This is a genomic window from Neobacillus cucumis (assembly GCF_002860255.1).
Lineage (GTDB): Bacteria > Bacillota > Bacilli > Bacillales > Cytobacillaceae > Neobacillus > Neobacillus cucumis_A.
In genome coordinates this window covers 18,088-42,625 of record NZ_PGVE01000044.1, presented here as the reverse complement: position 1 = coordinate 42,625, position 24,538 = coordinate 18,088, and the positions used below count along the sequence as shown (strand labels likewise).

Genomic DNA, 24,538 nt, shown 5'->3' with positions numbered 1-24,538 from the left:
GTTTATTTACTTTATTCAATAGTAGCATTATAGCATAAACCTACTAAAAATATTATCTACTCAAAGTTGTTTTATTAGGTTCTTGATAAATTATACCGGTACAATTATAATGTACACATAAACATTGAGTAGCGTATAACAACTAAGGAGGAAATAAACATGAAAAAACTTCCAAAAGATTTCCTATGGGGAGGAGCTTTAGCTGCTCATCAATTCGAAGGTGGATGGAATCAAGGCGGCAAGGGACCAAGTGTCGTAGATGTCATGACAGCAGGTGCCCATGGCGTACCAAGAAAAATTACTGAAACCATCGAAGAGAATGAATTCTACCCAAACCATGAGGCGATTGATTTTTATCATCAATATAAAGAAGATATCGCTCTATTTGCTGAAATGGGATTAAAATGCTTAAGGACATCGATCGGTTGGAGCAGAATTTTTCCAAAAGGGGATGAAGCTGAACCAAACGAAGCAGGCTTACAATTCTATGATGATGTATTTGATGAATTACTGAAATACGGGATTGAACCGGTGATTACCTTATCACACTTTGAAATGCCGCTCTATCTAGCAAGAGAATATGGCGGATTTAGAAATAGAAAAGTAGTAGACTATTTTGTAAAATTCGCCGAAGCGTGCTTCAATCGATATAAAAATAAAGTGAAATACTGGATGACATTTAACGAAATCAATAACCAAATGGATACAAACAATCCGTTATTCTTGTGGACAAACTCGGGTGTAACGTTGGGAGAAAACGAAAACCCTAAGGAAGTCTTGTATCAAACGGCGCATAATGAACTCGTGGCAAGCGCATTAGCGGTAGCAAAAGGAAAAGAAATAAACCCAGAGTTCCAAATTGGGGCAATGGTTTCCCATGTACCGATTTATCCTTATTCATGTAATCCAGAAGATGTCATGCTAGCGGAAGAAGAAATGAGACAGCGCTACTTCTTCCCTGATGTACAAGTTAGAGGGTTTTACCCAAGCTACGCATTGAAAGAATTTGAACGAGAAGGATATCATCTGAAGTTTGAAGATGGCGACGAAGAAGTCTTAAGAAATGGTACAGTTGATTATCTAGGCTTCAGCTATTATATGTCCACAACGGTGAAAAGTGATGTAGTGAAGGATAATCTTGGGGATATCGTCAATGGCGGCTTACCTAATGGTGTAGAAAATCCGTACATTAAAGCAAGTGATTGGGGATGGGCGATCGATCCAACAGGATTGAGATATACCTTAAATCGCTTTTATGACCGATATCAAATCCCATTATTTATCGTCGAAAATGGATTTGGTGCGATCGATACGGTGGAAGAGGATGGCTCCATCCATGATCCGCAAAGAATCAACTATTTAAAATCTCATATTGAAGCACTAGAAAAAGCAGTGAATTACGATGGTGTGGATTTAATTGGCTATACGCCTTGGGGAATCATCGATATCGTTTCATTCACTACAGGTGAAATGAAAAAACGCTACGGCATGATTTATGTGGATCGTGATAATGAAGGAAACGGATCCATGAAGCGATACAAGAAAGATTCCTTCTATTGGTATCAAAACGTCATTCAAACGAATGGCGAAGAGTTATAATTGACTACCTTAAGTGGTGGACGAAAATCTGAATAAAAGAAATATAAAGGTAAGTGGGATTTAAATACAAAAGCCGATATTTTACAGAAAAAATATCGGCTTTTTATATATTAAACATCAGATTGTTATCGGTGTACCATCAAATTTTGTAAAGCAGAAACCCTTGAATTGCTCATTATAAGTGGCGTTGTAATCTCGCAAGATACCAATAGCCACAGCTTCTCCGAGGTGTAAACCAGTAATACCGTCACTTCGGAAGTGAACACCAGCAGCGTCCCGTCCTAGGGCAATATTATAAGCAAGTTTATTCAATTCCCCGCCAACAGTTAGATCAGGCCCCGTATAACATTCCAAGGACAACCCATCGCTGCTTGCTACAACAGGATTTGGAATTTTAAAGGATTCGTTAAAGAATGCCTTCAGTATTGTCACTATTGCCCCGATAAAAGCCGCATGGCCGGCTGGATAGGAAGGATGTGCGGGACAGCCTTCTGCATAGGCCTGTGGCAAGAGGTAGGATTTGTATATATCGTAAGTTAAAGCAAGTGCATCTGATTTTAAAACTTGTGGATGAATGGGATAATTAGCGTTATTAGCCAATACATTCTCAATTTGCCCGCCAAACTCTTCCGGACGAATACGCCGGTGGACAAGCCACTTTTGAAACCAGGCTGCTTCTAATGCTGAACGTGCTGCTCTTGTGACGAAATCCAAAACATGAGGTGCTCCAAAGGTGCTAAAGCCAACCTGTGTATTAGAGCGGAGATAAGGATTATTCGAATCCCATGCTTCACTGCCAAAACTTAGCAGAATTAAACAAGGGGTTAACCCATCTTCAACAGACCAATCATTGTAAACATACCGGCATAGGTCTCGACCATTTCGAATATATCGAGGTATTGGATCTAATTTATTGGGGCAAGGTGTGGTTGGCATTAAGCCATTCTGAACAGCCAGCCAAGCTTCGTAAGAGGTTAAATGGTCATCTTTGGGTAAGGTTGTCTGATAGCGTTGGGTAATCTTTGTCCCTACATAAGGGATGTCCTTCCAAAGGAATTGTGAAATATAGGGCCCTGCCAAGGCTCCAGGGAGATTTTCTCGGAAAAGTGTCTCGGGGGTAACTTTTCCGCCAATTTTTGGCCCTCGGAAATCAATTAAGGCAGAAAGTTCCTTTGCTGCAGTTATTGTAAGATCGTTGGTATCATATTCATTGAAAGGAACATCACGTGTAAGTGCCTGCCAGAATAGCTCCACCATTTCACTTGCCATTTCAGCACTGTCAAAGGACGGAGGCGGCGGGATGATCAATTGGTGACTATCAGGTCCGACTAATTCAAAAGCATAAGCGGCTTGGGGATTAACGAGCTTTCTAAGACCACTAAGCGGAATTTTTTCAAAATCATGGGGTATACCTGTCTTTAATGCCTTTAAATATTTGTTATAAGCATCCAGATTTACTTCGCCAAGGTTATTGTGTGGCAGCGCTTTTGAATAACTAGCGACTTTATTTAAATAACGTTCTTCATCTTTATTACAGGGATGATGTAATAATGGCAGTTTTTTATAAAATAATGCTGCGAGCTTACGAATCTTAAAAGCCTTTAGGCTTCTTAAATAAGGTGATAGAAGCTCTATTAAACAATCATTCTTAAAAAACATAGTCTCACTCCTTTCACTATGTATTCTATATAGTCTATGTAGAAAAGAACCATAGGGAAGGATAAACATACTATAGTATAAACAAATATTTTATAGTGTACTTTACTCAATTACTTGGTCTGAATCATAGGATAAGATAAAACTATAACATATAGTTTTTTGAAAAAATTATTACATTAATTCACTTTACAGAAAACACATTGATATCTGGACACCTTATGCCATACGAAATTGAAGATCTTATTGATTATCAAATCCCAGAGTGGCCATCTACACCGGAATTCGAAGAACGTCAGGCCAAAGAAGTAGAAGAAATGTATTCTATTCTAATTAAACATTTCTTCTGCTCCGGAGAATCCATCCGGAAGCAAAAGAACCGTCCCCACGTTTTTATTACTGATCCCCCTTCTTAAGATGGCAGGGCAGGTGCAGCCGCCACTGATAGCGAATAGCAGACATGCGTAAAGCTATCACAACAAGGATTATAAGAGTCAACTGAATCGGGGTGCTCCAACCCAGCCATATACAAAAAGCACATAGAATCGTTAAAATGGCATGAATTTCTTCTTTTAAAGCAAGCGGTTTTCGGGCAGCTATGATGTCACGAATCATTCCTCCGCCCACGCCGGTAAACATCGAGGCCAATATCATTACCCCCAAATCATCGGAAAAAACCTCTTTTGCCGACATGGCTCCTTGAAGAGCGAAGGAGGCAAGTCCAATCGAATCAAAAAATAAACTCCACCGTTTCCAATGATTAATCCACTTTAGCGGTAATAAGACAATGAATGTCAGCGTTACTAAAACCGTTAAAATAATGGTATGGTCCCACAGTTCAGAGACAGGGACACCGATAATCAAATTTCGAACCAACGCGCCCCCAAAGGCAGTGGTTAATCCTAATGCATACACCCCAATAAAGGAATATTCTGCTTCAAGTGCAACAAATGCTCCGCTTGCTGCATAAGAAATAATTCCGATAAAATGTAAGACGACCCAAGACATTCCTCCAAAACCCCCTGATATAATAAGACAATATTTAAGTGAAAAATGCGACCGTGGAATAATTTTCACACAAAAAAACTCCACGACAAGGTAACATCTCATGAGATGTTTCTTATCGTGGAGTAATCAATTAGCAATTCCTACTAACGAATCATTCCATGGGTATAATAAATAGAGTTCTAACAAAAAGTTTTATTAGAATTCCATCAAGAAAATGTGTCTGAATTATGTCTAGCACAGACATGATTATACTCCTCTCATCAAAAAAAACAAGCCAAAATTATACTGGTTGAATTTTTCAAGGATTTTGCTGTATAGTAGCGAATGGTTAGGAGGAAAGACCATGGGGAAAAAGGAAACAGCATTTAATGATTTTGTACGGAAAATGCGAAAAGATATTTTTGGAAAGGGACCAGAGCGAATTTTTACTCATTTCGTGGAGAATATGGCTGTCACGACCATGTATGGTATTCTGACGCCCACGGAAAAATTTATCGCACAATCCCAAGAAGGCAAAAAAGTCATTCATAGTGCCCGCACCGATATGATTCGGGATGTATATAAGCAGGAAGTGCCTGAAGGAATGGAGGAACTCGTCGGTTCGAAGCTGCTTCATTTATTTTCGGATGCAAAGATTGAAGAGGATATGGCTGTATCCGTATTTATTTTTGAAAAACCAATCGTGTAGGATTAGAAAAAACAAGCAGGACAATAAGGGTCCTGCTTGTTTTACCTCCCCTTTACCTCAATCCCCCAAACCTTTCGCAATTCAGTTGGTATAAGAAACGGGGTATATTCATAATCGGTCATGGCAAGTGACTGGCGCTTGATTAAGGCAAGCCCAAGCCGATTGACCATACTTCCAAACAAGCCAGTATAATCTGAGTCTAGCAAAAAGCCCGTTAGCTCTTTATATTTCATCAGCTTTTGCCAATTGGAGTGCGGAACCTCCATCCAGTCTGCTATTTGATCCCCTACAGTTTCTCGAATCAGAGCAGGGATCATGTTGTCAAACATTTGACCGGGAATCAGGCCGGCATGAAATTCAAGCAGAGCTCGGGTCATCTGGATTCCTTCCGGAGACGGCCCATGATGCCTTTTTTTAATCATTTCCTCCAATTGGTTGGACTCTTTCATGGTTTTAGGGATAATATCCTCTCGAACTCCCAGCATGATTCCGACGATTTTCCAAAAGTACAGATAATCCTCCGCCTGCTTTTCGGTTACCTTCATACCTAAATGGCGAAGCCCCTTAATAATCACGCCGGAAAAGGTTAATAGAGTTCCGAGCAAATCTTCCTGACAAATGGGGAGGCCATTTTCTTTTTCGTCCCATCGACCGGTCATTCGAACCATATGTCGAATGGCTGAATGCATTAAACGGACTTTTTGGATGGCTTTGATTCCTTGTCCTCCGGATTCCAATCCGCCTGGTGCCATGACATGGAGGACAAATTGACCCGTTTCTGCTATCCGGCGGTATGCGTTTTGGCCTAAGCGATAGCTGAATGTAAGGACCTTCACACCTTTACGTGCCGCGTAGCAATACACAAGTGAGCAGGTGGATAATAAGAAGGTGATAGCAATACCATGTTCTTTAAATAAATCAGTTGCCTTTCTTATTCGTTCCCAATCTACGCCTTCTGGGCAATTAGCGGTATCCTCAAGCCAACATTCAATATGATCAGGCAGCTCTTCTGGGTACTTCTGGTTATTGTGCATTAATTTTTTCAACAAATCATTTACGGCGCCAACCTGGCTGTTCTCGAACAATTCTTCAATGATTCGATCAGGAATGGGATCGCCTTCCATCCGTAACTTCTCCAAAAACTCGTCTGTATATAACATCCCTTTCCCCCTCTTACTATCCCTTGGTAGATCAAAAGACTTACAACATTTTACATATATATTCCTTTTAGGACACTAATATGAAAATGTGTTTGAGGTGAACGCAGTCGTTATATCCTTGCCTGGTACTATTCGTAATTGGATGACGATTCCAATAATCTTCAGTATAATTTATTGTAAAAGGCTAATAGGACGTGAGTATAAGGTGAAAAAAATTACCGTTGAAAACTTGGCTCAAAGGTTTTCATTGAAAGTGCTGGCAGGTGAAAACCAGCTGCAGAAAACGATCACACAATCACGGGTGCATCGTCCCGGCTTGGAGTTTGTTGGTCATTTTGACTTTTTTCCCACAGAGCGAGTTCAAATTTTAGGAAAAAAGGAAATTACCTATTTACATAAATTAAGTAAAGAGGAACGCAAAATTCGCATCGGAAATATTGTCCACTATCATCCGCCTTGTTTTATTGTAACAGCGGGTGAGGAGGGACTTACCTATTTAATACACCATTGTACCGAGCAGGGGATCCCTTTGTTAATTACGAATAAGCCTGAAACCACTTCAGAGTTTATCCCCAAATTGGATGCTTATTTGGTAAAGGAACTGGCACCAGAAATGGCGGTGCATGGAGTATGTATGAATGTGTCCGGGATTGGAATCTTACTTCGTGGAGGCTCGGGGGTAGGGAAGAGCGAGACGGCGCACACCCTAATACGTCGAGGACACCGGCTTGTGTCGGATGATATTGTGGTCCTAAAGAAGCTAAGTCCGCAAACGATTTTAGGGACACATGATGGCAAAAGTAAGGAATTTTTGGCTCTACGCAGTATCGGTTTGTTGAATGTGGTACGTCTATACGGGCGCAAGGCTTTTCAAGATGAAACACGCATTACCCTTGATATTCATTTGACGAAATGGGAAAAGGACGCCTTGTATAATGAATTAGAACAGGAATTCCACTATACCGACTATATGGGAGTTAAAATCCCTTCCCTTGAAATCCAGCTCCAGCCCGGCCGTGATGTCGCGGGATTAATCGAAGCAGCAGCCAATAACTGGTACCTAAAACAGCAAGGCTACAGCGCCGCAGAAGAATTCATGAGCAGGATCGAAGCGGACATAACAAATTCGTAAACACGGGGACGGTTCTTCTGCTTCCAAACACGGGGATGGTTCTCATGTACCAGACTTTCAACAAACAAAGCCCGTTTCAACATGTAATTGAAACGGGCTATCGGGGCTGACCAAGGCGCCTGCGCTTTTCTTATTACTATTTCATTCCCGAAATAGTATATCCATCAATGATATGCTTCTGGAATATAATGAAAATCACAACAATTGGTACAACCATAAATGTTGAACCGGCCATTTGTAAAGCATAATTGCCGCCGTATTGGCCCTTTAATAAGGACAATCCAACGGATAGCGTATATAAATTCTCATCATTTGCGATAATCAATGGCCATAGGAAGCTGTTCCAGCCGGCGATAAAGGTTAAGATTCCTTGTACTGCCAAGATTGACCTTGAGATCGGCAGTACCACCTGCATAAATACTCTTAATTCGCTTGCGCCATCCAGACGTGCCGCCTCTAGTAATTCATCTGGAATGGTGGACATGAACTGTCTGAATAAGAAGATACTGAATGCACCGACAAGTCCTGGCAGCACAATACCAGCCATCGTATTGGTAAGGTGCATCTTATTTAGGATGAGATACACCGGGATCATGGTTACTTGTCCAGGAATCATCATCGTGGCAAGTACCAGGTAAAAGAGTTTGTCTCTCCCTTTAAATTGATATTTTGCAAATGCATAGCCGGCCATTGCGTTTAAAAATAATCCGACAAAGGAACAAAGTACAATGACAATCGTATTTTTTAAATAAAGTCCGAAACTCATATTTTCAAATAGGTTTTGGAAATTCTCTAATGTGAATTTTTTGGGAAACAGTGTCGGTATTAAAGAACTTACTTCCCCCTCTGTTTTAAAAGACGAAAGAACCATCCAAATAAAAGGGAGTACGACTAGGATGCCGGCAATGGTTAAAATAATCGCTGAAATCCATTGTTGAGACCGTTCTGTTGAAGTTTTCATTGGCTTCACCTCAATAATCTACATTCTTATTTTGAAATTTAAATTGAACCAATGTAATAATGATAATGGTAATAAACAAAATGAACGAACCAGCTGCAGCGTAGCCAAAATTACTAAGTTGGAAACCGTTATGATAAATAAAGAGTGCTACTGACGTCGTACTATCAAGCGGCCCGCCGTTTGTCATGACAAATGGTTCTTCGAAAAATTGCAGCCAGCCAATCATGGTTGTGATCGATACGAAGAAAATGGCATGCCGCAATAATGGGACAGTGATTTTTGTCAGTTGTTTCCATGAATTTGCACCATCAAGCTGTGCCGCTTCATAGTACGTTTTTGGTATACCTTGGATTGCAGCTAAAAAGATAATCATATTCACACCGATTGCTCTCCACAATGCTAAAGCAATTAGTGATATTTTCGCCATAATAGGGTCCTGCAGCCAAGGAACAGGCGGCAAGTGAACGAGTTTTAATAAATAGTTGAACAGACCTAATTGAGGATTATAAAGATAGCTCCAGACTACCGCAACCGCTACCACGTTAGTAATGGAAGGCATATAAAAAATAACGCGGAATGCCTTAAAGATTCGTGCCTTTCCAAAGTTGATCAGAAGGGCCACTCCCAATGACAGGATGATAACCAATGGAACTCCGAATACTACATAAAACAACGTATTAAATATGGACTTTAAAAAAATCGGATCTTTTACAACCTCTTTATAATTGTCAAAACCAATAAAGTTAATCTTCGAATAATCGGCTAGTCCGACGATATTGATATCTGTGAAACTGATGATAAGTGCAATAAAAATAGGCAAAATGGAAAACAACGTTAATAAAATAAGGGTTGGAGCAATAAAAAAATATGGTGTTTTACTTTTCTTCATAACAGTCCCTTCCTTCACAAACCCCAATATAGGACAACTCCTGATAAAACTTAGCATTCACCTATTTTAATAGGTGAATGCTAACGTTTTTCTGCAGGTTTCTTATTTCTTACTTAAAATTTCCTCAGCCTTTTGGTTAAAGTCATCCATTGTTTTTTGAACATCTGCACCGCCGCGGAAAATTTGTTCATTGCTCTTTAAGAATGCTTGAGCAATTTGTTCCCATTGTTGAATTACTGGTACAGGCTGGGAATTTTTCATTTGTTCACCGAACACTTTTAGGTTTGGATCATTTTGTAATGCTGGATCTTCCCATGCCTTCTTATTTGCAGGCATTGCGTTTACTAATTTTAACCATTCAAGTTGGGTTTCTGGTTTACTCATATAAGCGACAAATTTAAGTGCTGCATCTTTATGCTTTGTATATTGGAAAACAGACAGGTCAGATCCGCCAAGTGCTGAAATGTTATTTTCTTTGGCAGGAAGAACGGCTGTTGCCCATTTCCCTTTTAATTCAGGGGCTTGATCATTAATGATTTTAACCATCCATGGTCCGCTGATGAACATTGGAACAATCCCATCCCCTTTAAATGCTGCGACCGCATCTAAACCGATATCATTTTTAGGAGCCGAACCGTTTTTGAAGAAACTATCCATGTATTTAACTGCATCAACAAATTCTTTCTGATTAAATAGAGGTTTGTTTCCATCAAGTAATTGTGAACCATTTTGACGGGCAAGCATGAAGGACAAGCTTTGCTCATTCGCATCAATGCTGATTCCGTAGTTATTACCTCCGCGTGCCTTAAGTTTTTTAGCCGCATCACTTAACTCTTCCCACGTTTTTGGTGCCTGGTCATAACCGACTTTTTTCAATAAGTCAGTACGGTAATAAAGAACGCGAGTATCGATATACCAAGGCACCCCGACTACTTTATTATCAACTTTTGTTGTTTGAACGGAACCGTCAAAGAAGTTATCAGCAGCAAGTTCAGGATATTTATCTGCCGCGGATGATAAGTCCATTAATGAGCCTGCTGAAGCAAACTCCGGAATCCATGTAGTACCCATCTGCACAACATCCGGGCCTTGTTTAGAAGCTACTGCGGTTAAAAGCTTGTCATGAGCTTTATCCCATGGAAGTGCTTGAACTTGGACATGAATCTTTGGATTTTCTTTTTCAAATTCTTTTGCGATTTTTGGTAATGATTTTGCTTCTTCCCCCATACCCCAAACAGTGATGGTTGTTTGGCCATCTTTACTTGAAGATGAAGAGCTTGATGATGAACATCCTGCCAGAGCACCAGAAACCACTAGTGATCCTAATAAAGCTACAGTTGCAACTTTTTTACTTAAAAATTTCATTTTAGTATCCTCCAATAATTTATTGGCTTTTGTAATAGTTTGGATATTTTTTGTAAATAACAGTACTTGCTTATTGTATTAATAAATTATTAATAGAACAAGGACTGCCAGCAAAAACTTACTATTGGTATATAAATATATTGATATGATCCTGGTTTAGTAGGATACCTCCTTTTAGAGAAACGTTTCGATTTTACTTAAAAAAATAATGAAACTTCTAATAGAGAAACGTTTCGATAAAAACTTAAGGATTTTAAGAATTTTGATTGTGAAACGTTTCGATAAGGCAATTATAAGGGATGGTGTAATCGGTTTCAACTACTTTTTTAATTTTTTTTACTAGTTTTATAAATCTTCATTATATAGATTTGGAAAAAAGATTTATTTATAGAAACGTTTCGAAATTACATTGACTATATTTAAGGAAGCGCTTATAATCCAATGTATCAGCAATCGAAACGTTTCTATATAATAGAATGATATAAATGGAGGATTCATAATGGTTGAACCACAATTAACGTCTCTTCTAGAACAGATGACATTAGATGAAAAAATTGCTCAGCTTCTTCAGTTGGCCGGTCCTTTTTATAAAGGATCAAAAGATAATGGCGAAATTACCGGGCCAATGGCTGAGATGGGGATTACGCCTGCAGACATTGAAAACAGCGGATCCGTACTCGGGGTTTCCGGAGCGGAGGATGTGATCCGGATTCAAGAGGAGTATTTGAAAACGAATCGCCTCGGTATTCCACTATTATTTATGGCGGATGTTGTCCATGGGTATAAAACGATTTTTCCAGTGCCGTTGGCGATTGGCTGCTCATGGGATTTAGAGCTGGCTGAGAAAAGCGCTGAAATTGCGGCGAAGGAAGCAGCCGTGTCCGGTGTACATGTAACCTTTGCACCAATGGTAGATTTAGTTCGCGACCCGCGCTGGGGCAGGGTCATGGAGTCTACCGGTGAAGATCCATATTTAAATAGTGAATTTGCTCGGGCGTTTGTAAGAGGTTTTCAGGGTGATAATTTAGAAGAAGACGCCAGCCGGGTGGCAGCTTGTGTCAAACACTTTGCGGCATATGGCGCACCGGAAGGCGGACGAGATTATAATACTGTTAATATGTCAGAGCGGCAATTACGCGAATCTTATTTACCGGCCTATAAAGCGGCATTAGATGAAGGCTGTGAAATGGTTATGACGTCGTTTAATACCGTTGACGGCATACCGCCAAGTGGGAATAAATGGTTAATGCGCGATTTACTAAGAGGGGAATGGAACTTCGACGGCGTCGTGATTTCTGACTGGGGCGCTGTAAAAGAGTTGATCCCGCACGGTGTGGCGGAGGATGAAAAAGAGGCGGCTGTCAAAGCGATCCATGCCGGTGTTGATATTGAAATGATGACTGCCTGCTATGTGAAGAATTTAAAGCAGCTCGTCGAAACGAATGAAGTGGACGAAGCGGTGATTGATGAAGCGGTCCTCCGTATCTTACAGCTTAAACAAAAATTAGGGCTTTTTGAAAATCCTTATCGCGGAGCAGACGTAAACCTTGAACAAGAAGTAATTATGAGTAAGGAACATCGCCAGATTTCAAGAGAGCTGGCAACGAAGTCAGTTGTACTATTAAAAAATGAAAATGTCCTTCCGTTAAAAAGGGAGCAGAAAATTGCTTTGATTGGTCCGTTTGGAGAAAGCGGGGATATTTTAGGCCCATGGTCATGGAGGGGTTCTAAGGAAGAGGCCATCCAACTTGCCGAGGGGCTTTTACCAAAAACAAGAGCTCTCACGATTGCAAAGGGCTGTGATATCGAAACGGTGACAGAGGAACAGCTGGAGGCAGCTGTGAAATCAGCCCTGGATGCAGATGTGATTGTTTTAGCATTAGGGGAAGATTCAGAAATGAGCGGGGAGGCAGGATGCCGTGCCGATATCCGCTTACCGGAAAGTCAGCTTGTTCTCGTATCCAGACTGAAACAGCTGGGCAAACCAATGGTAGCCGTCTTGTTTAACGGACGCCCATTAGATTTACACGGAGTCATCGACCAGACCGATGCGGTGCTGGAAGCCTGGTATCCGGGTACGGAAGGCGGTGCGGCTGTTGCCGATATTCTGTTTGGTGACGCCAATCCTTCAGGAAAATTGACGATGTCTTTCCCTTATTCGGTTGGGCAGGTACCTGTTTATTATAATGGCTATAACACTGGACGGCCAAAATTGAATCCGGATGTGAAGGAGCGCTATTTATCTCAGTATTTGGATATTCCAAATGAACCGTTGCTTCCATTTGGTTTTGGCCTAAGCTACACAACCTTTACCTGTACAGATTTTAAATTATCATCAGATACATTAACCTCTGACCATTCTTTAACCTTAACAGGAGTTGTTACGAATACCGGAGAAGTTGCCGGGGAAGAGGTTGTTCAACTATACATCCGGGACCTTTCCGGAGAAGTGGTCCGCCCTGTTAAAGAGTTAAAGGATTATGAAAAAATTACCTTGCAGCCAGGGGAATCAAAGGAAATCACCTTTACGATCAGGGAAGAACAATTAAGGTACTATCATTCAGATCTACAATTCACAAGTGACCAGGGAAGCTTTGAAGCTTATATTGGTCCTGACAGTCAAAATGTAACCACTTTTTCTTTCAAATTATTGAAATAGTAAGTGAGGAGAAAATAATGACAACTATGACAGATTCGAAATTTCAAATTAAATCAGGGGAATATCAATTTACCTTTTTAAATACCGGGGATCTTTTTGATGCGACACATAAAAATATCATGCTTAATCAATGGATGGCCAATCCGATTGATGGTTCATTAAATAATCTTTATTTGCGCATCCATGAAGGAGGAAAGATTAAAGCTTTCCCAATGCTAGGGGTCCGTTCAAACAGCAAGGTCAGCTATAACGGAACAAGTGTCATTTCAGAGGGGAATGTACAAGGGATCGAGTATAAGGTTGTCTTTTGCTTAACGGAACAAGGAATCTGGTTCTGGGATGTGACGGTAAAAGGCCAGGACGTTGAAGTGGATGTTATTTACGGACAAGATTTAGGAATCGCCGAAAAAGGGGCCGTTCGTACCAATGAAGCCTTTTTATCTCAGTATATCGACCATAAGGTTTTTGATGATGCTCAAAAAGGCTACGTCGTCTGCTCAAGGCAAAACCAGCCGCAGGGCGGAATGTTCCCGTATATGCAGCAGGGTGTTTTAACAAAAGCAGCCGGTTATTCTACGGACGGCTTTCAATTTTTCGGTCTTTCCTATAAAGAAACCAATGAGCCTGAGATTTTATCAAAGGAGCAGCTTGCGAATGAAGTGTATCAATACGAATTTGCTTATACTGCCCTTCAGTCAGAGAGGATCCAATTAGCAGGAGAAGCCCGGTTTGTTTTCTATAGCCTTTTTAAAGAAAATCATACTGAAGCGATTACCGATTTAGAGTTTCAAACAGAGGTAATGGATGCATGGGAGCAGGTGGAATCACAGGATCAACTGACTGCTGTGAGTGTTGAACCGGTTGAGATGGCGTTATCTTTCGGCAGCCCGTTACAAACGATTTCGATGAAGGCAGAAGAAATCGATGGTTTATTCCCGAATCGCCACCAGGAGGAACGGGAAGGTGAAACATTGTTATCATTCTTCACTGATACCCATGAACATGTAGTTTTAAAAGAAAAAGAACTGGTGGTAGAGCGTCCGCATGGTCACATTCTCATGACCGGACAAAATGCACAAATGCGGGAAGATGTGTTAACTACTACCTCTTATATGTACGGGATTTTTAACTCCCAGGTCGTTGTCGGAAATACTTCTAATAATAAAATGTTGACCAATGCAAGAAACGCCTTGAACGTAATGAAAACATCCGGTCAGCGGATTTATGTAGAAATCGACGGTGTTTTTCACCTTTTGACTATGCCGTCGTTGTTTGAGCTTGGCTTTAACTATGCCCGCTGGTATTATAAAACGGCTGATGAAATGTTCGTCATTACCAACTTGACGACAGTAGATACACCTGAATTGCAATTAACGGTGCGTTCAACAAGCGGCCAGTGTTATCGTTACCTGATAACGAATCAGGTTTCGATGAATAATAACGAATATGTGACAGGATTCAAATTTGAAGCAGCAGGCCCGGTTATTTCTGTTTTTGCCGAAGATCATTCTGATAGTGCTAAAGTTTACCCTCATCTTCAGTATCGCATGCAAGTGACGGGTGCAGAGGCGGCCATTAAAGACGAACAACGTTTCGCAGAAGCTTCTTTGCTTGTTGTTGAACTAGGCAAAACTTCCGAATGGACGATGACCATTCAGGGTCTTCTCCACGGTGAAAAACTGCCATTTCCCACGATTGTAATGGAAGAAGAAATTGAGAAGTACCGTGAATTTTTCCGTTCCGTAATGAATGGGTTCAAATTAAGTCTGAATGAAAAAATGGAGAAATTCAATGACTTAGCCTGGTGGTATACCCATAATATGCTCGTGCATTACTCTGTTCCTCATGGACTGGAGCAATACGGCGGCGCAGCCTGGGGTACGCGTGATGTCTGCCAGGGGCCGACTGAATATTTCTTTGCCACACAAAAATATGAATCTGTTCGTGAAATCATTAAGACCGTATATTCCCATCAATATGAAGATGACGGAAACTGGCCTCAATGGTTTATGTTCGATCAATATTACCGGATCCAGCAAGAGGACAGCCATGGCGACATCATTGTCTGGCCATTAAAAGTATTAAGTGATTATCTGGCAATTACAAAGGATTTTGCGATTTTAAATGAAAAGGTCCCTTATACGCAAAAGGGAAGCTTTGAGTTTACCGAAGAACCATTCACCATTTATGAACATGCTAAAAAGGAAATTTCTTATATTACTAGTCATTTCATTCATGATACCTATTTATCCTCATATGGGGATGGCGATTGGGACGATACCCTGCAGCCGGCCAATGCGAATTTAAAGAAATATATGGTGAGCGGCTGGACCGTTGCCTTGACCTATCAGGTTTTGAACCAGCTTTCTCATCAATTGGCGGAAGTGGATAAAACGGAAGCAGAGGCGCTTCAAGGTTTAGCAAAAGGAATTGAAGCCGATTTTAATAAATATATGCTGCAAACGGACGTCCTTCCTGGCTTTGTTTATATGGAAAAGCCAGGTGAAGCCGAATTGATGCTTCACCCGTCTGATGAGAAGACAGGTGTTCATTATCGTCTTCTTCCAATGAATCGCGGGATTATCTCTGAACTTTTAACACCGGAGAGTGCGGAATCACATTATCAAATTATTAAAGAAAAGCTCTATCATCCAGATGGTGTCCGCTTAATGGACCGTCCTGCCAACTATGCGGGCGGGGTCAGCACCCACTTTAAACGGGCTGAACAGGCATCGAATTTCGGCCGGGAAGTCGGACTTCAATATGTTCATGCACATATCCGTTTTGTTGAAGCGATGGCTAAGCTGGGTAAGATAGAGGAAGTCTGGAAGGGATTAGAGGTTATTAATCCAATCGGTATTCAGGAAGTCGTGCCGAATGCAGAGCGCAGACAAAGCAACGCCTACTTCAGCAGCTCTGATGGGAAGTTCAATACCCGCTATGATGCCCAGGAGCAGTTTGAACAGCTTCGTCAAGGCGCTGTACAGGTAAAAGGAGGCTGGCGCATTTACTCAAGTGGTCCTGGAATTTACATGAACCAGTTGATTTCAAACGGTCTTGGTATCCGTTCGGAAGGAAACGATTTAATTATTGACCCAGTCCTCCCGCCAGACCTTAATGGGCTTGAATTCCGATTCAATGTAAAAAATCAGCCGGTGAAATTTGTGTATCATGTAGAAGGTATGGCTGTGAAACGTGTGGTTGTAAATGGTCAGGAGGCTTCAGTTGAAACAGTTGCTAACCGATACCGTCAGACGGGAGTAAGAATTACGGGTGAAGAGCTTGAAAATCTGTTAGCAGAAACTGAAAATACCATTGAAATTTATATGTAATGAAGACGGCCAGCGGTCAGAAGTTGACCGCGGCCTTTTTATTATAGAACTGGACGATGTATAATGATTGTATGAAGGTTTGATGGGAGAGAACGTTGTGGTTAGTATAAAAGATATTGCTAAAAAGGCTGGCGTTTCGATTTCCACTGTTTCCTATGCCTTAAATGGCAACCCGAAGGTGACGGAAGAAACAGCATCCAAAATATTAGCTATTGCCAATGAATTAAATTATATTCCCAATGCAGCGGCTCGTTCATTAAAGAAGCAGGAAACCAAAATCATTGGTGTTTTTTTGACCAATTATGGAGGAGCTTTTTACGGACAACTGTTACAAGGGATGCAGGAAGCTTTAAGCATGAAAGGTTATGAACTTATCGTTTGCAGTGGCAGAGAATCCCATCGGTTTCTTCCGGAACGTATGATTGACGGGGCTATTATTTTAGATGTCACTTTTTCTAGTGAGGAATTGATTAACTATGCCAATCGGGGACATAAATTAGTGGTGATGGACCGGGAATTGGATCATCCTAATATTAATCAAGTACTCCTCGATAATAAAGCGGGAGCTACGTTAGCCATTGATTACCTAGTAGAAAAGGGGCATCAAAAGCTTTATGTTGTGACAGGACCCGATTGCTCTTATGACGCGAATCAACGCCTTCACGCTGCAAGACAGGCTGTTAAACGATATGGACATATTCAATATACCGAAATTGGCGGCAATTTTAATAAACCGGCAGGTGAACATGCCGCTGAACAAATAGTGAACGAATATACCGAACCTGCTGCTGTCTTTTGCCTAAATGATGAAATGGCGATTGGCATGTATAACTATTTGGACAAAACAAATCTTCGTGTGGGTGAACATATTCATATTTTCGGGTTTGATAATATTGAGGTGTCTCAATATATACGGCCTAGGCTGGCAAGTATCGATTACTCTGAACAGAAATGGGGAGCCGTGGCAGCTGAACATCTGCTAAAATTACTGGCCGATGAATCTGTTGAAAATGAAAGAATCTATGTGTCACTGATTGAAGGAGATTCTGTGAAAAAAGTTCAATAAGAGTAATTTACCCTCCTGTTAAGAAGAATAGGAGGGTATTTTTATTGTGTGGTGACTCATTTTTACTAACGACTAAACATATAAAAGAAGATTAGGATATTCCCTAATCTTCTTTTGTATGCTTGTACAGTAATGAAAATAATTTAAATGGTTGATGTTATTTAAGAATGTGAAATGGAGGGTCATGCATGAATAACATAAAGCAACTGGGAGAACAATTTGCCCGAATTTTAAATGGAAAAGCTGAGATAAAGCAAAATGGCTGCTCTGTTAGCTTAAAGCGCAGTTTTAATGTACTTATTCAAGGGCGTCCCAGCGATTCGGTTTTACCAGTAGGAATTTCTTTTGAGTCGTTGGATGTGAACGGTAATGCATTAAATCTTGGAGAGATCACCTTACTTGAACAGGAAATTCCCCATTTCATGAGATCAGTTGTGGAACAAGGACTTATTGTAAGCGCCTTGCATAATCACTGGATTTTTACACAGCCCAATCTAATGTATATCCATATTCAATCGATTGAACCACCACTAACCTTTGCAAGAAGAGTGGCAGCCGCATTTACCACATTAACTAGCCTTCCTATACATGAAACGAACTGAATAAATAGAAAACGAGATTTGCTAACAGCCAGACAGGGGAATATTATGCCTGGCTTCTCTCTTTACTCTCCACTTGATAGGAAATTAAATAGTTGAAAAAATATACATAGTTTGTTGTTCGGATAAAGTAAGTTTGATAAAATATAAATTAGGAAAGCGTTTTCTATATGTGAAATGATCTTGAAAATGGGGGGAATATCATGGGACAGAAAAATGAATTGGCACACCGTATGGCGGGCAAGACAATCAAACTGGTAGATGCATTAGGAGATCCTGTTACAGGTAAGGAAATAGCAATTAAACAGACAAACCATAAGTTCTTATTTGGCTGCGGCATTTTTGATGTAATTGACGTAGCAAACAAAAATGTACCAGCTGAAAGACTTGCTTTTCAGGAAGAAAAACTGGATAAGTTCCTAGAGGTATTTAACGCTGCCACACTGCCTTTCTATTGGGGAATGTTCGAGCCTGAAAAAGGGAAACCACGGACAAAGGAATTAAAGGCGGCTGCCCAGTGGCTAAAAGAAAGAAACGTAGCCGTGAAAGGACATCCTCTTTGCTGGCATACCATAACTGCTCCATGGCTTCTTGATATGAGCAATGAAGAAATCCTGAGAGCCCAGTTTGCTAGAATTGAACGTGACGTAACAGATTTTAAAGGTCTAATCGATACGTGGGATGTCATCAATGAAGTTGTGATCATGCCTATCTTTGACAAGTATGACAATGGGATTACCAGAATTTCTAAAGACCTTGGCCGCGTTGGAATTATTAAAGAAATGTTTGCTAAAACACGAGAATTCAATCCTGGTGCGACCCTATTATTAAATGACTTTAATACATCTATTAACTATGAAATCTTAATTGATGGGTGTTTAAATGCGGGTATTCCAATTGATGCGATTGGTATTCAGTCACATCAGCATCAGGGATATTGGGGGCGTGAGAAATTAGAAGAAGTATTAGACCGTTTCTCGCACTATGGCCTTCCTATTCACTTTACAGAAAACACATTGACATCTGGACACCTTATGCCAGTTGAAATTGAAGACCTGAATGATTATCAAATACCGGAATGGCCATCTACACCAGAATTCGAAGAACGTCAGGCCAAAGAAGTAGAAGAAATGTATTCTATTCTGTTTAAACATCCTCAGGTAGAAGCAATAACAACTTGGTCCTTCAGTGATGATGGGGCATGGCTCGGTGCTCCTGCTGGATTTATTAGAAAGGATAATAGCCCCAAACCATCTTATGAAGTATTAAAGAAACTAATCAAAGGTGACTGGTATACAAATGTGACAGGCAAGACAGATGACAACGGAAAGATCTCCTTTGAAGGATTCCTCGGTGACTATGAACTTGTTTGTGGAGATAAAAAAATAAGCTTCCATTTAGATAAAGAGGCGGAAATAGTGCAGTTAGTAATCTAAGAAGCAAGGGGACGGTTCTCATGCTTCGGAATCCATCCGGAAGCACAAGAACCGTCCCCACGTTTCACCGAGTTGTCTCGAACCATGCTGACCTCACACTATCCTAGGTCTTTAACCTAAGTTCTTACATAATGATAGTTTCTTTTTCATTTCACTTAGATACCAATATCCTATAGTCGGGATATAGACTTTCAACGAAATCTAATAAACTTCACCCAAATTTTACAAAAACGAAACAAATCTGTTTTAGCGAATTTACAATAAGTTAAGATAATCAAATTTGCAATTTTGTTATAATGGAAGTAACTATTCATCTCTTATTATTATAGTTATTTGAAAGTGGTGATTGGATTTGTTGAAGTTAGGTTTAAAATGTTCGTACGATCCGGAACAATTGTATGACCGATTAAGATATAAACCTGAAATTATTGAACTTCATTTAAATGAAGATGATCTGTTTGGAGACAAAAGAAAACAATTAGAAAATACGATCTCATTGCTTTCAAGCTATGGGTGTGAAGTATTTTTACATCACCCTTCTAAATACAAGGGAAGATATTTAGATATTATCCACGAACAGAAAGAGGATTATCTTTTCTATCATTTATCTACAAGGATTCTTGCAGACATTTGTTTATCACACTCTATAAGATGTGTGATTCACCCCCACTATTTGCTGACCCCCACCTCTACAATCAATAAAGAAAATAAGGACAAAATGGTGAAAGAGATAAATCAAATTTTGTCTTATGGTAAAGACGTTTTTCTATGGGAAAATTCGATTCATGGCCTTTTTACTGCTGAAAATCCGAATTGGCTCGAGGAAATCGTTAAGCCATTAAATTTGCTATTGGCATATGATTTGAGCCACGCTTTTATCTCTTTCAAAGGTAATAACAAATTGTTGTTAGATCAATTAGAAAAATTAGATCCATATATTCAATATTTCCACGTGGTGGATAGCGAAGGTCAAAAACATGATGGATTACAACTTGGAGCGGGCAGGATTCATTGGAAACCCCTTCTGCCATTTTTAATGAGCAGGCCTTATATCTATGAAATAGCTCTTCAAGATATTACGGATGCGGCCGAAATGTATCATAGTCATCTTTATTTAGAGCAATTATTATAGAAGCAAGGGGACGGTTCTCATGCTTCGGAATCCATCCGGAAGCACAAGAACCGTCCCCACGTTTACGTTTTTATTTCCAAACTTCATTCGCAATGGAGATGACGTGTTTAACTTTATCCCATTGTTGTTCTTCTGTTAGCAGGTTTCCTTCTTCGGTAGAGGAGAATCCGCACTGCGGGCTTAGGCAGAGCTGGTCTAAGTCCACATATTTCGCTGCTTCTGCGATGCGTGCTTTGATTTGTTCTGGATCTTCTAAATCACCGAATTTAGAAGTGATGAGTCCAAGGACAATTTGTAAATCCTTGCGATTGACGTGTTGAAGCGGTGCAAAGCCGCCAGAGCGCTCATCATCAAATTCTAAGAATAAGCCATCTAGCTTTAACTCTCCAAAGATATATTGTGATGCATTATCATAACCGCCGCTTGCTGTATAAGTAGATTTGAAGTTTCCACGGCAGATGTGCATCGTGATGACCATATCTTCTGGTTTGTTAGCAATCGATTCATTGATGGCACGAGTGAAGATTTTAATTAACTCTTCTGGCGTATACCCTTTATCGGCAATTTGCTGGTGGCCTTTCTCCGAGAAGAAGACTGCCCAAGACGTATCATCTAATTGCAAATAGCGGCAGCCTGCATCGTAAAATGCCTGAATCGCTTTTTGGTAGGCTTTAATTAAATCATCAAAGAATACCTCTTTATCTGGATAAACAGATTCTTCGATTACTCCTCTAAAAAAGAGCATATTTGGACTAGGAATCGTGAATTTTGCTACGTGATCCCCTTTGATGCTGTCCAAGAATTTATAGTCTTCAATGAATGGGTGCTGACCGAAGTCTACTTTTCCTGTTACCTTAATACCGTGAGCTCTCGTTTGAACACCGTTAAATTGAATCCCTGATTCTGCTTCGAAAAGCTCAACGCCCTCAAGTCCTGCTAGGAAGTCAAAATGCCACCAGGCACGGCGCAATTCTCCATCCGTTACAGCGGAAAGGCCGACCTCTTTTTGTTTTTCTACTAATCTAATGATTTCTTCGTCTTCAATCGCACGAAGCTGTTCCGCTGTAATTTCTCCGTTTTCTTTTTGAAGACGTGCTTGTTTCAATCGCTCCGGACGAAGGAAGCTTCCGACATGATCGGCTTTAAAAGGTGCTTTTGTAAGTGTTTTTGTCATTTTGTTTGCTCCTTTAAAAAATATAATTTTAATTATATATAAAATTTTCGAAAAATGCATAGATGAAATATCTACTAATCTTTCCAATTTAGGAAGAATGAGATAAATGTGATGGAATCGGGATATCTGGGTCGACCGAAATCGTATTAATGTAGGTATGGGTATAGGCATCACGGAATTGACTTGGCGTAATCCCTTCATAGTTTTTAAATAGCTTCATAAAATATTTTTCATCTTTAAAATTTAACTCATAGGAAATTTCTTTAATCGATTTATTCGTAGTACATAATAGCTCTTTTGCTTTCTTTAGCTTTAATGTATTGATGTATTTAATGGTACTCATCCCGATATTTTTTTTGAAAAGACGGGTTAAATGATCAGGATTAAATGAGAAGGTATCGGCTACCTCCTTAACACATAAGTCCTCGTAAATATTGACACGAATCCATTCGACAATCTGGGCAAACTTCTGCGAATTCTCCGAAGGGTTGGTAGTGCTTTGCAGCAGTTGTTTTTGGTACTGTTCCGTCAATTCTATTAATAGTTCCGTCACTAAATAATCCACGGCAAAAGTACTGTAGTAGGAGGCATTCGCGATGTCTAAAATTTGCTTCATCAATATAAAAGGTTTATCTGTAAACGTGACACGAAAGAAATCAGGCAGAAATATGGAATTATTAATTGCTGCCTTATGAGTGTTAATTTCAGAGGCCATTAAATGGTTGATTAATTTTTCTTTTGAGTAGGTCACCGCTTCTACCCTTGGGAAAAAATGAAGCCAGAAGAAACTTGCTCCCTTTTGAGATGGATAATAACCAAAATAACGTACACCAGGAGGGATGAGTAATACATCACCAGGCTGTATTTCGTATTGCAAGTTTCCCACTTGTATATAAATTGATTGTTGTAATCCAATGATTAACTCAAAATCTTTACTCAACAGCATTTCCTTATGCTTCCAATCCTCGGCACTTACAAATTGGCCGGATTTAAAATAGGCTAGCGGCCTTTCAATATTTATTTTCCATATTAAATCCATCATTTATCACCTATCCAAGCAGGAATTATTTTCATATACCAAAAATCGGTTTTAGCCACTAAAATAGAGAGGAAAACGTTATCAGCTGTCATTATAACATATAAAATGTAAATAAAACGGTTTATTTATTCTTTTAATATGTCGGAAAAGAACACCAAAAGTGTATTTTTATCAGTTCTCTCCACGGTGACTAAGCGCTTACAATAGAGAAAAGATAAAGGTACCTTACTTTTTTAAAATAATGGCCATTATAAAAAAACATTAATACTTTGGAGGCTACAGACATGGCTAACACTAATCTATTATCAGACAAAGTTCCGTTTCATAGACGGATCAGCTATGCATTAACCGATACCGGCGGTAACCTTTTATACTGCATTATCGGCGGGTATTTATTGTACTTTTATACAGATGTTTTCGGTCTATCAGTAGGGGTAGCGGGGACCTTATTACTTCTAACAAGATTAATAGATGCAGTCGATGCACCGATTTGGGGATTTATTATTGACCGGACCAAATCTAAACACGGTCAAAGCCGCCCTTATTTCCTTTGGATGTGTATTCCGTTTGCATTATTCACAGTATTAACCTTCACCACGCCACATCTTGATGGAACTTGGAAAGTAGTTTATGCGACGGCCACTTATATTTTAGCGGGGATTTGCTATACGGGGATTGCGATACCGATTACCTCAATCTTGCCAAACTTAACAAGGGATCCGAACGAACGCGTCATTTTGAATTCCTTCCGAATGGTTGGCGGAAACGTTGGTAACTTTGCTGCTGTTACATTTACGCTTCCGTTAGTTGCTTTTTTTGGAGGCGGTAACGATCAAAAGGGATTCACACTGACTGTCGGTTTATTTGCCATCATTGCGGTCATTATGTTTCTTATTGCCTTTGTCGACTTAAAAGAAATCAATACCGAAAAAATTAAAGCAATTCCAGTGAAAACGAGTGTTAAAGCGATTAAAGGGAACTGGCCTTGGTTTATTATCGTATCTGCCAATTTATTATTCTGGATTGCGCTAACTGTTCGAACTTCTACCCTTGTTTATTATTTTCAATATAATATCGGTAACAAGAATTTAGTTCCGCTGATTAATGGGATTTCGATTATCCAAGTCATCGGGATGGCGGCGATTCCGTTTATTGTGAAGTTTTCCTCGAAGCGTTCGACGATGATTATTGGTTTTGTCCTCGCAGCGATAGGGCAGGTCATCATGTCCTTTGCAGGAACAGCACTCAGCGTTATTATCATTGGCTGGATAATTGGCTGCATTGGCTCTGGAATTGCTTGCTCGATGCCATTTGCGATGCTGTCAGATACGGTGGATTATGGGGAATGGAAGACGGGAATTCGCGCCAGCGGATTTTTAACGGCCATCGGCAGTGCCTTTTGTATTAAAGCAGGAGCAGGGATTGGCGGTTTTATTCCAACTCAAGTGATGGCTGCCTTTGGCTATGTTCCGAACGCCGCGCAAACACATGCTTCCCTTTTTGGAATTCAGTTTTCGTTTATCTGGCTGCCAACCATTATTTTTGCGCTTGGGATTATCCCAATGCTTTTCTATCGAAAATATGAAAAAAATGAACTTCAAATCCGCAACGACTTAACAGCTAAAAAGGCTAGTTAAATAGAT

At 40.1% G+C, this 24,538-nt stretch carries 19 protein-coding genes; 11 read left to right on the top strand and 8 right to left on the bottom strand.

The genetic code is table 11. From position 1 onward, the window contains the following. The first annotated feature begins 159 nt into the window (after positions 1-159). The gene (bglA, locus tag CVD27_RS12200) at positions 160-1,599 is read left to right on the top strand and encodes a 6-phospho-beta-glucosidase BglA (RefSeq protein ID WP_101648185.1); all 1,440 of its coding nucleotides are present in this window, start codon (positions 160-162) and stop codon (positions 1,597-1,599) included. 117 nt (positions 1,600-1,716) lie between these two features. On the opposite strand, the gene CVD27_RS12195 is transcribed toward bglA, so the two are convergent. Beyond that, the gene (locus tag CVD27_RS12195) at positions 1,717-3,258 is read right to left on the bottom strand and encodes a vanadium-dependent haloperoxidase (protein WP_101648184.1); all 1,542 of its coding nucleotides are present in this window, start codon (positions 3,256-3,258) and stop codon (positions 1,717-1,719) included. Positions 3,259-3,476: 218 nt separating this feature from the next. On the opposite strand from CVD27_RS12195, the gene CVD27_RS28725 reads away from it, so the two are divergent. Next, positions 3,477-3,671, top strand: coding sequence for a hypothetical protein (locus CVD27_RS28725; RefSeq protein ID WP_257984345.1), 195 nt, complete (start codon positions 3,477-3,479; stop codon positions 3,669-3,671). Here the strand turns inward: CVD27_RS28725 and CVD27_RS12185 are convergent. Next, the gene (locus CVD27_RS12185; RefSeq protein WP_101648183.1) at positions 3,652-4,263 is read right to left on the bottom strand and encodes a trimeric intracellular cation channel family protein; all 612 of its coding nucleotides are present in this window, start codon (positions 4,261-4,263) and stop codon (positions 3,652-3,654) included. The two genes, CVD27_RS28725 and CVD27_RS12185, sit on opposite strands and share 20 nt — an antisense overlap. A gap of 343 nt (positions 4,264-4,606) precedes the next feature. Here CVD27_RS12185 and CVD27_RS12180 point away from each other — a divergent pair, with 343 nt between their 5' ends. Then, positions 4,607-4,951: a DUF2294 domain-containing protein gene (locus CVD27_RS12180; protein ID WP_101648182.1), complete on the top strand. Its 345-nt coding sequence runs from the start codon at positions 4,607-4,609 to the stop codon at positions 4,949-4,951. A 41-nt stretch (positions 4,952-4,992) separates the two neighbouring features. On the opposite strand, the gene CVD27_RS12175 is transcribed toward CVD27_RS12180, so the two are convergent. Further along, the gene (locus CVD27_RS12175; RefSeq protein ID WP_101648181.1) at positions 4,993-6,111 is read right to left on the bottom strand and encodes an oxygenase MpaB family protein; all 1,119 of its coding nucleotides are present in this window, start codon (positions 6,109-6,111) and stop codon (positions 4,993-4,995) included. Positions 6,112-6,316: 205 nt separating this feature from the next. Between CVD27_RS12175 and hprK the strand changes: the two genes are divergently transcribed. After that, positions 6,317-7,243 (top strand): HPr(Ser) kinase/phosphatase, encoded by a 927-nt coding sequence (gene hprK / locus CVD27_RS12170; protein ID WP_101648180.1) that lies wholly within the window; start codon positions 6,317-6,319, stop codon positions 7,241-7,243. A 136-nt stretch (positions 7,244-7,379) separates the two neighbouring features. On the opposite strand, the gene CVD27_RS12165 is transcribed toward hprK, so the two are convergent. The 3 genes from CVD27_RS12165 to CVD27_RS12155 all read right to left on the bottom strand — a co-directional run bounded on the left by CVD27_RS12165 (position 7,380) and on the right by CVD27_RS12155 (position 10,458). Then, the gene (locus CVD27_RS12165) at positions 7,380-8,204 is read right to left on the bottom strand and encodes a carbohydrate ABC transporter permease (RefSeq protein WP_101648179.1); all 825 of its coding nucleotides are present in this window, start codon (positions 8,202-8,204) and stop codon (positions 7,380-7,382) included. Positions 8,205-8,214: 10 nt separating this feature from the next. Further along, positions 8,215-9,093 (bottom strand): carbohydrate ABC transporter permease, encoded by an 879-nt coding sequence (locus CVD27_RS12160; protein ID WP_101648233.1) that lies wholly within the window; start codon positions 9,091-9,093, stop codon positions 8,215-8,217. A gap of 102 nt (positions 9,094-9,195) precedes the next feature. Beyond that, positions 9,196-10,458 (bottom strand): sugar ABC transporter substrate-binding protein, encoded by a 1,263-nt coding sequence (locus CVD27_RS12155; protein ID WP_101648178.1) that lies wholly within the window; start codon positions 10,456-10,458, stop codon positions 9,196-9,198. Positions 10,459-10,957: 499 nt separating this feature from the next. On the opposite strand from CVD27_RS12155, the gene CVD27_RS12150 reads away from it, so the two are divergent. The 6 genes from CVD27_RS12150 (at position 10,958) to CVD27_RS12125 (ending at position 20,682) form a co-directional block, all read left to right on the top strand. Beyond that, positions 10,958-13,117: a glycoside hydrolase family 3 N-terminal domain-containing protein gene (locus tag CVD27_RS12150; RefSeq protein ID WP_101648177.1), complete on the top strand. Its 2,160-nt coding sequence runs from the start codon at positions 10,958-10,960 to the stop codon at positions 13,115-13,117. A 17-nt stretch (positions 13,118-13,134) separates the two neighbouring features. Further along, positions 13,135-16,449 (top strand): GH36-type glycosyl hydrolase domain-containing protein, encoded by a 3,315-nt coding sequence (locus CVD27_RS12145; protein WP_101648176.1) that lies wholly within the window; start codon positions 13,135-13,137, stop codon positions 16,447-16,449. Positions 16,450-16,546: 97 nt separating this feature from the next. After that, positions 16,547-17,515, top strand: a complete 969-nt coding sequence (locus CVD27_RS12140; RefSeq protein WP_101648175.1) for a LacI family DNA-binding transcriptional regulator — start codon at positions 16,547-16,549, stop codon at positions 17,513-17,515. 188 nt (positions 17,516-17,703) lie between these two features. After that, positions 17,704-18,117, top strand: coding sequence for a DUF1259 domain-containing protein (locus CVD27_RS12135; protein ID WP_101648174.1), 414 nt, complete (start codon positions 17,704-17,706; stop codon positions 18,115-18,117). A gap of 200 nt (positions 18,118-18,317) precedes the next feature. Next, positions 18,318-19,550, top strand: coding sequence for an endo-1,4-beta-xylanase (locus CVD27_RS12130; protein WP_101648173.1), 1,233 nt, complete (start codon positions 18,318-18,320; stop codon positions 19,548-19,550). A gap of 355 nt (positions 19,551-19,905) precedes the next feature. After that, a complete protein-coding gene (locus CVD27_RS12125; RefSeq protein WP_180960248.1) occupies positions 19,906-20,682 on the top strand; it encodes a TIM barrel protein in 777 nt (258 codons plus the stop codon). 70 nt (positions 20,683-20,752) lie between these two features. Here the strand turns inward: CVD27_RS12125 and CVD27_RS12120 are convergent, their stop codons facing one another. Beyond that, positions 20,753-21,856: a 5-methyltetrahydropteroyltriglutamate--homocysteine S-methyltransferase gene (locus tag CVD27_RS12120; RefSeq protein WP_101648171.1), complete on the bottom strand. Its 1,104-nt coding sequence runs from the start codon at positions 21,854-21,856 to the stop codon at positions 20,753-20,755. Between the two features lie 88 nt (positions 21,857-21,944). After that, positions 21,945-22,895, bottom strand: coding sequence for a helix-turn-helix transcriptional regulator (locus CVD27_RS12115; protein WP_180960247.1), 951 nt, complete (start codon positions 22,893-22,895; stop codon positions 21,945-21,947). Positions 22,896-23,179: 284 nt separating this feature from the next. On the opposite strand from CVD27_RS12115, the gene CVD27_RS12110 reads away from it, so the two are divergent. Next, positions 23,180-24,532, top strand: a complete 1,353-nt coding sequence (locus CVD27_RS12110) for an MFS transporter (RefSeq protein ID WP_101648169.1) — start codon at positions 23,180-23,182, stop codon at positions 24,530-24,532. Positions 24,533-24,538 lie beyond the last annotated feature (6 nt).

Coding starts and splice junctions, on each gene's coding strand:
- CVD27_RS12160 (WP_101648233.1), bottom strand. CDS start 9,093: ATGAAGAAAAGTAAAACACCATATTTTTTTATTGCTCCAACCCTTATT.
- CVD27_RS12120 (WP_101648171.1), bottom strand. CDS start 21,856: ATGACAAAAACACTTACAAAAGCACCTTTTAAAGCCGATCATGTCGGA.
- CVD27_RS12110 (WP_101648169.1), top strand. CDS start 23,180: ATGGCTAACACTAATCTATTATCAGACAAAGTTCCGTTTCATAGACGG.
- CVD27_RS12130 (WP_101648173.1), top strand. CDS start 18,318: ATGGGACAGAAAAATGAATTGGCACACCGTATGGCGGGCAAGACAATC.
- CVD27_RS12180 (WP_101648182.1), top strand. CDS start 4,607: ATGGGGAAAAAGGAAACAGCATTTAATGATTTTGTACGGAAAATGCGA.
- CVD27_RS12155 (WP_101648178.1), bottom strand. CDS start 10,458: ATGAAATTTTTAAGTAAAAAAGTTGCAACTGTAGCTTTATTAGGATCA.
- CVD27_RS12175 (WP_101648181.1), bottom strand. CDS start 6,111: ATGTTATATACAGACGAGTTTTTGGAGAAGTTACGGATGGAAGGCGAT.
- CVD27_RS12165 (WP_101648179.1), bottom strand. CDS start 8,204: ATGAAAACTTCAACAGAACGGTCTCAACAATGGATTTCAGCGATTATT.
- CVD27_RS12145 (WP_101648176.1), top strand. CDS start 13,135: ATGACAACTATGACAGATTCGAAATTTCAAATTAAATCAGGGGAATAT.
- CVD27_RS12150 (WP_101648177.1), top strand. CDS start 10,958: ATGGTTGAACCACAATTAACGTCTCTTCTAGAACAGATGACATTAGAT.
- CVD27_RS28725 (WP_257984345.1), top strand. CDS start 3,477: ATGCCATACGAAATTGAAGATCTTATTGATTATCAAATCCCAGAGTGG.
- CVD27_RS12115 (WP_180960247.1), bottom strand. CDS start 22,895: ATGGATTTAATATGGAAAATAAATATTGAAAGGCCGCTAGCCTATTTT.
- bglA (WP_101648185.1), top strand. CDS start 160: ATGAAAAAACTTCCAAAAGATTTCCTATGGGGAGGAGCTTTAGCTGCT.
- CVD27_RS12185 (WP_101648183.1), bottom strand. CDS start 4,263: ATGTCTTGGGTCGTCTTACATTTTATCGGAATTATTTCTTATGCAGCA.
- CVD27_RS12195 (WP_101648184.1), bottom strand. CDS start 3,258: ATGTTTTTTAAGAATGATTGTTTAATAGAGCTTCTATCACCTTATTTA.
- CVD27_RS12135 (WP_101648174.1), top strand. CDS start 17,704: ATGAATAACATAAAGCAACTGGGAGAACAATTTGCCCGAATTTTAAAT.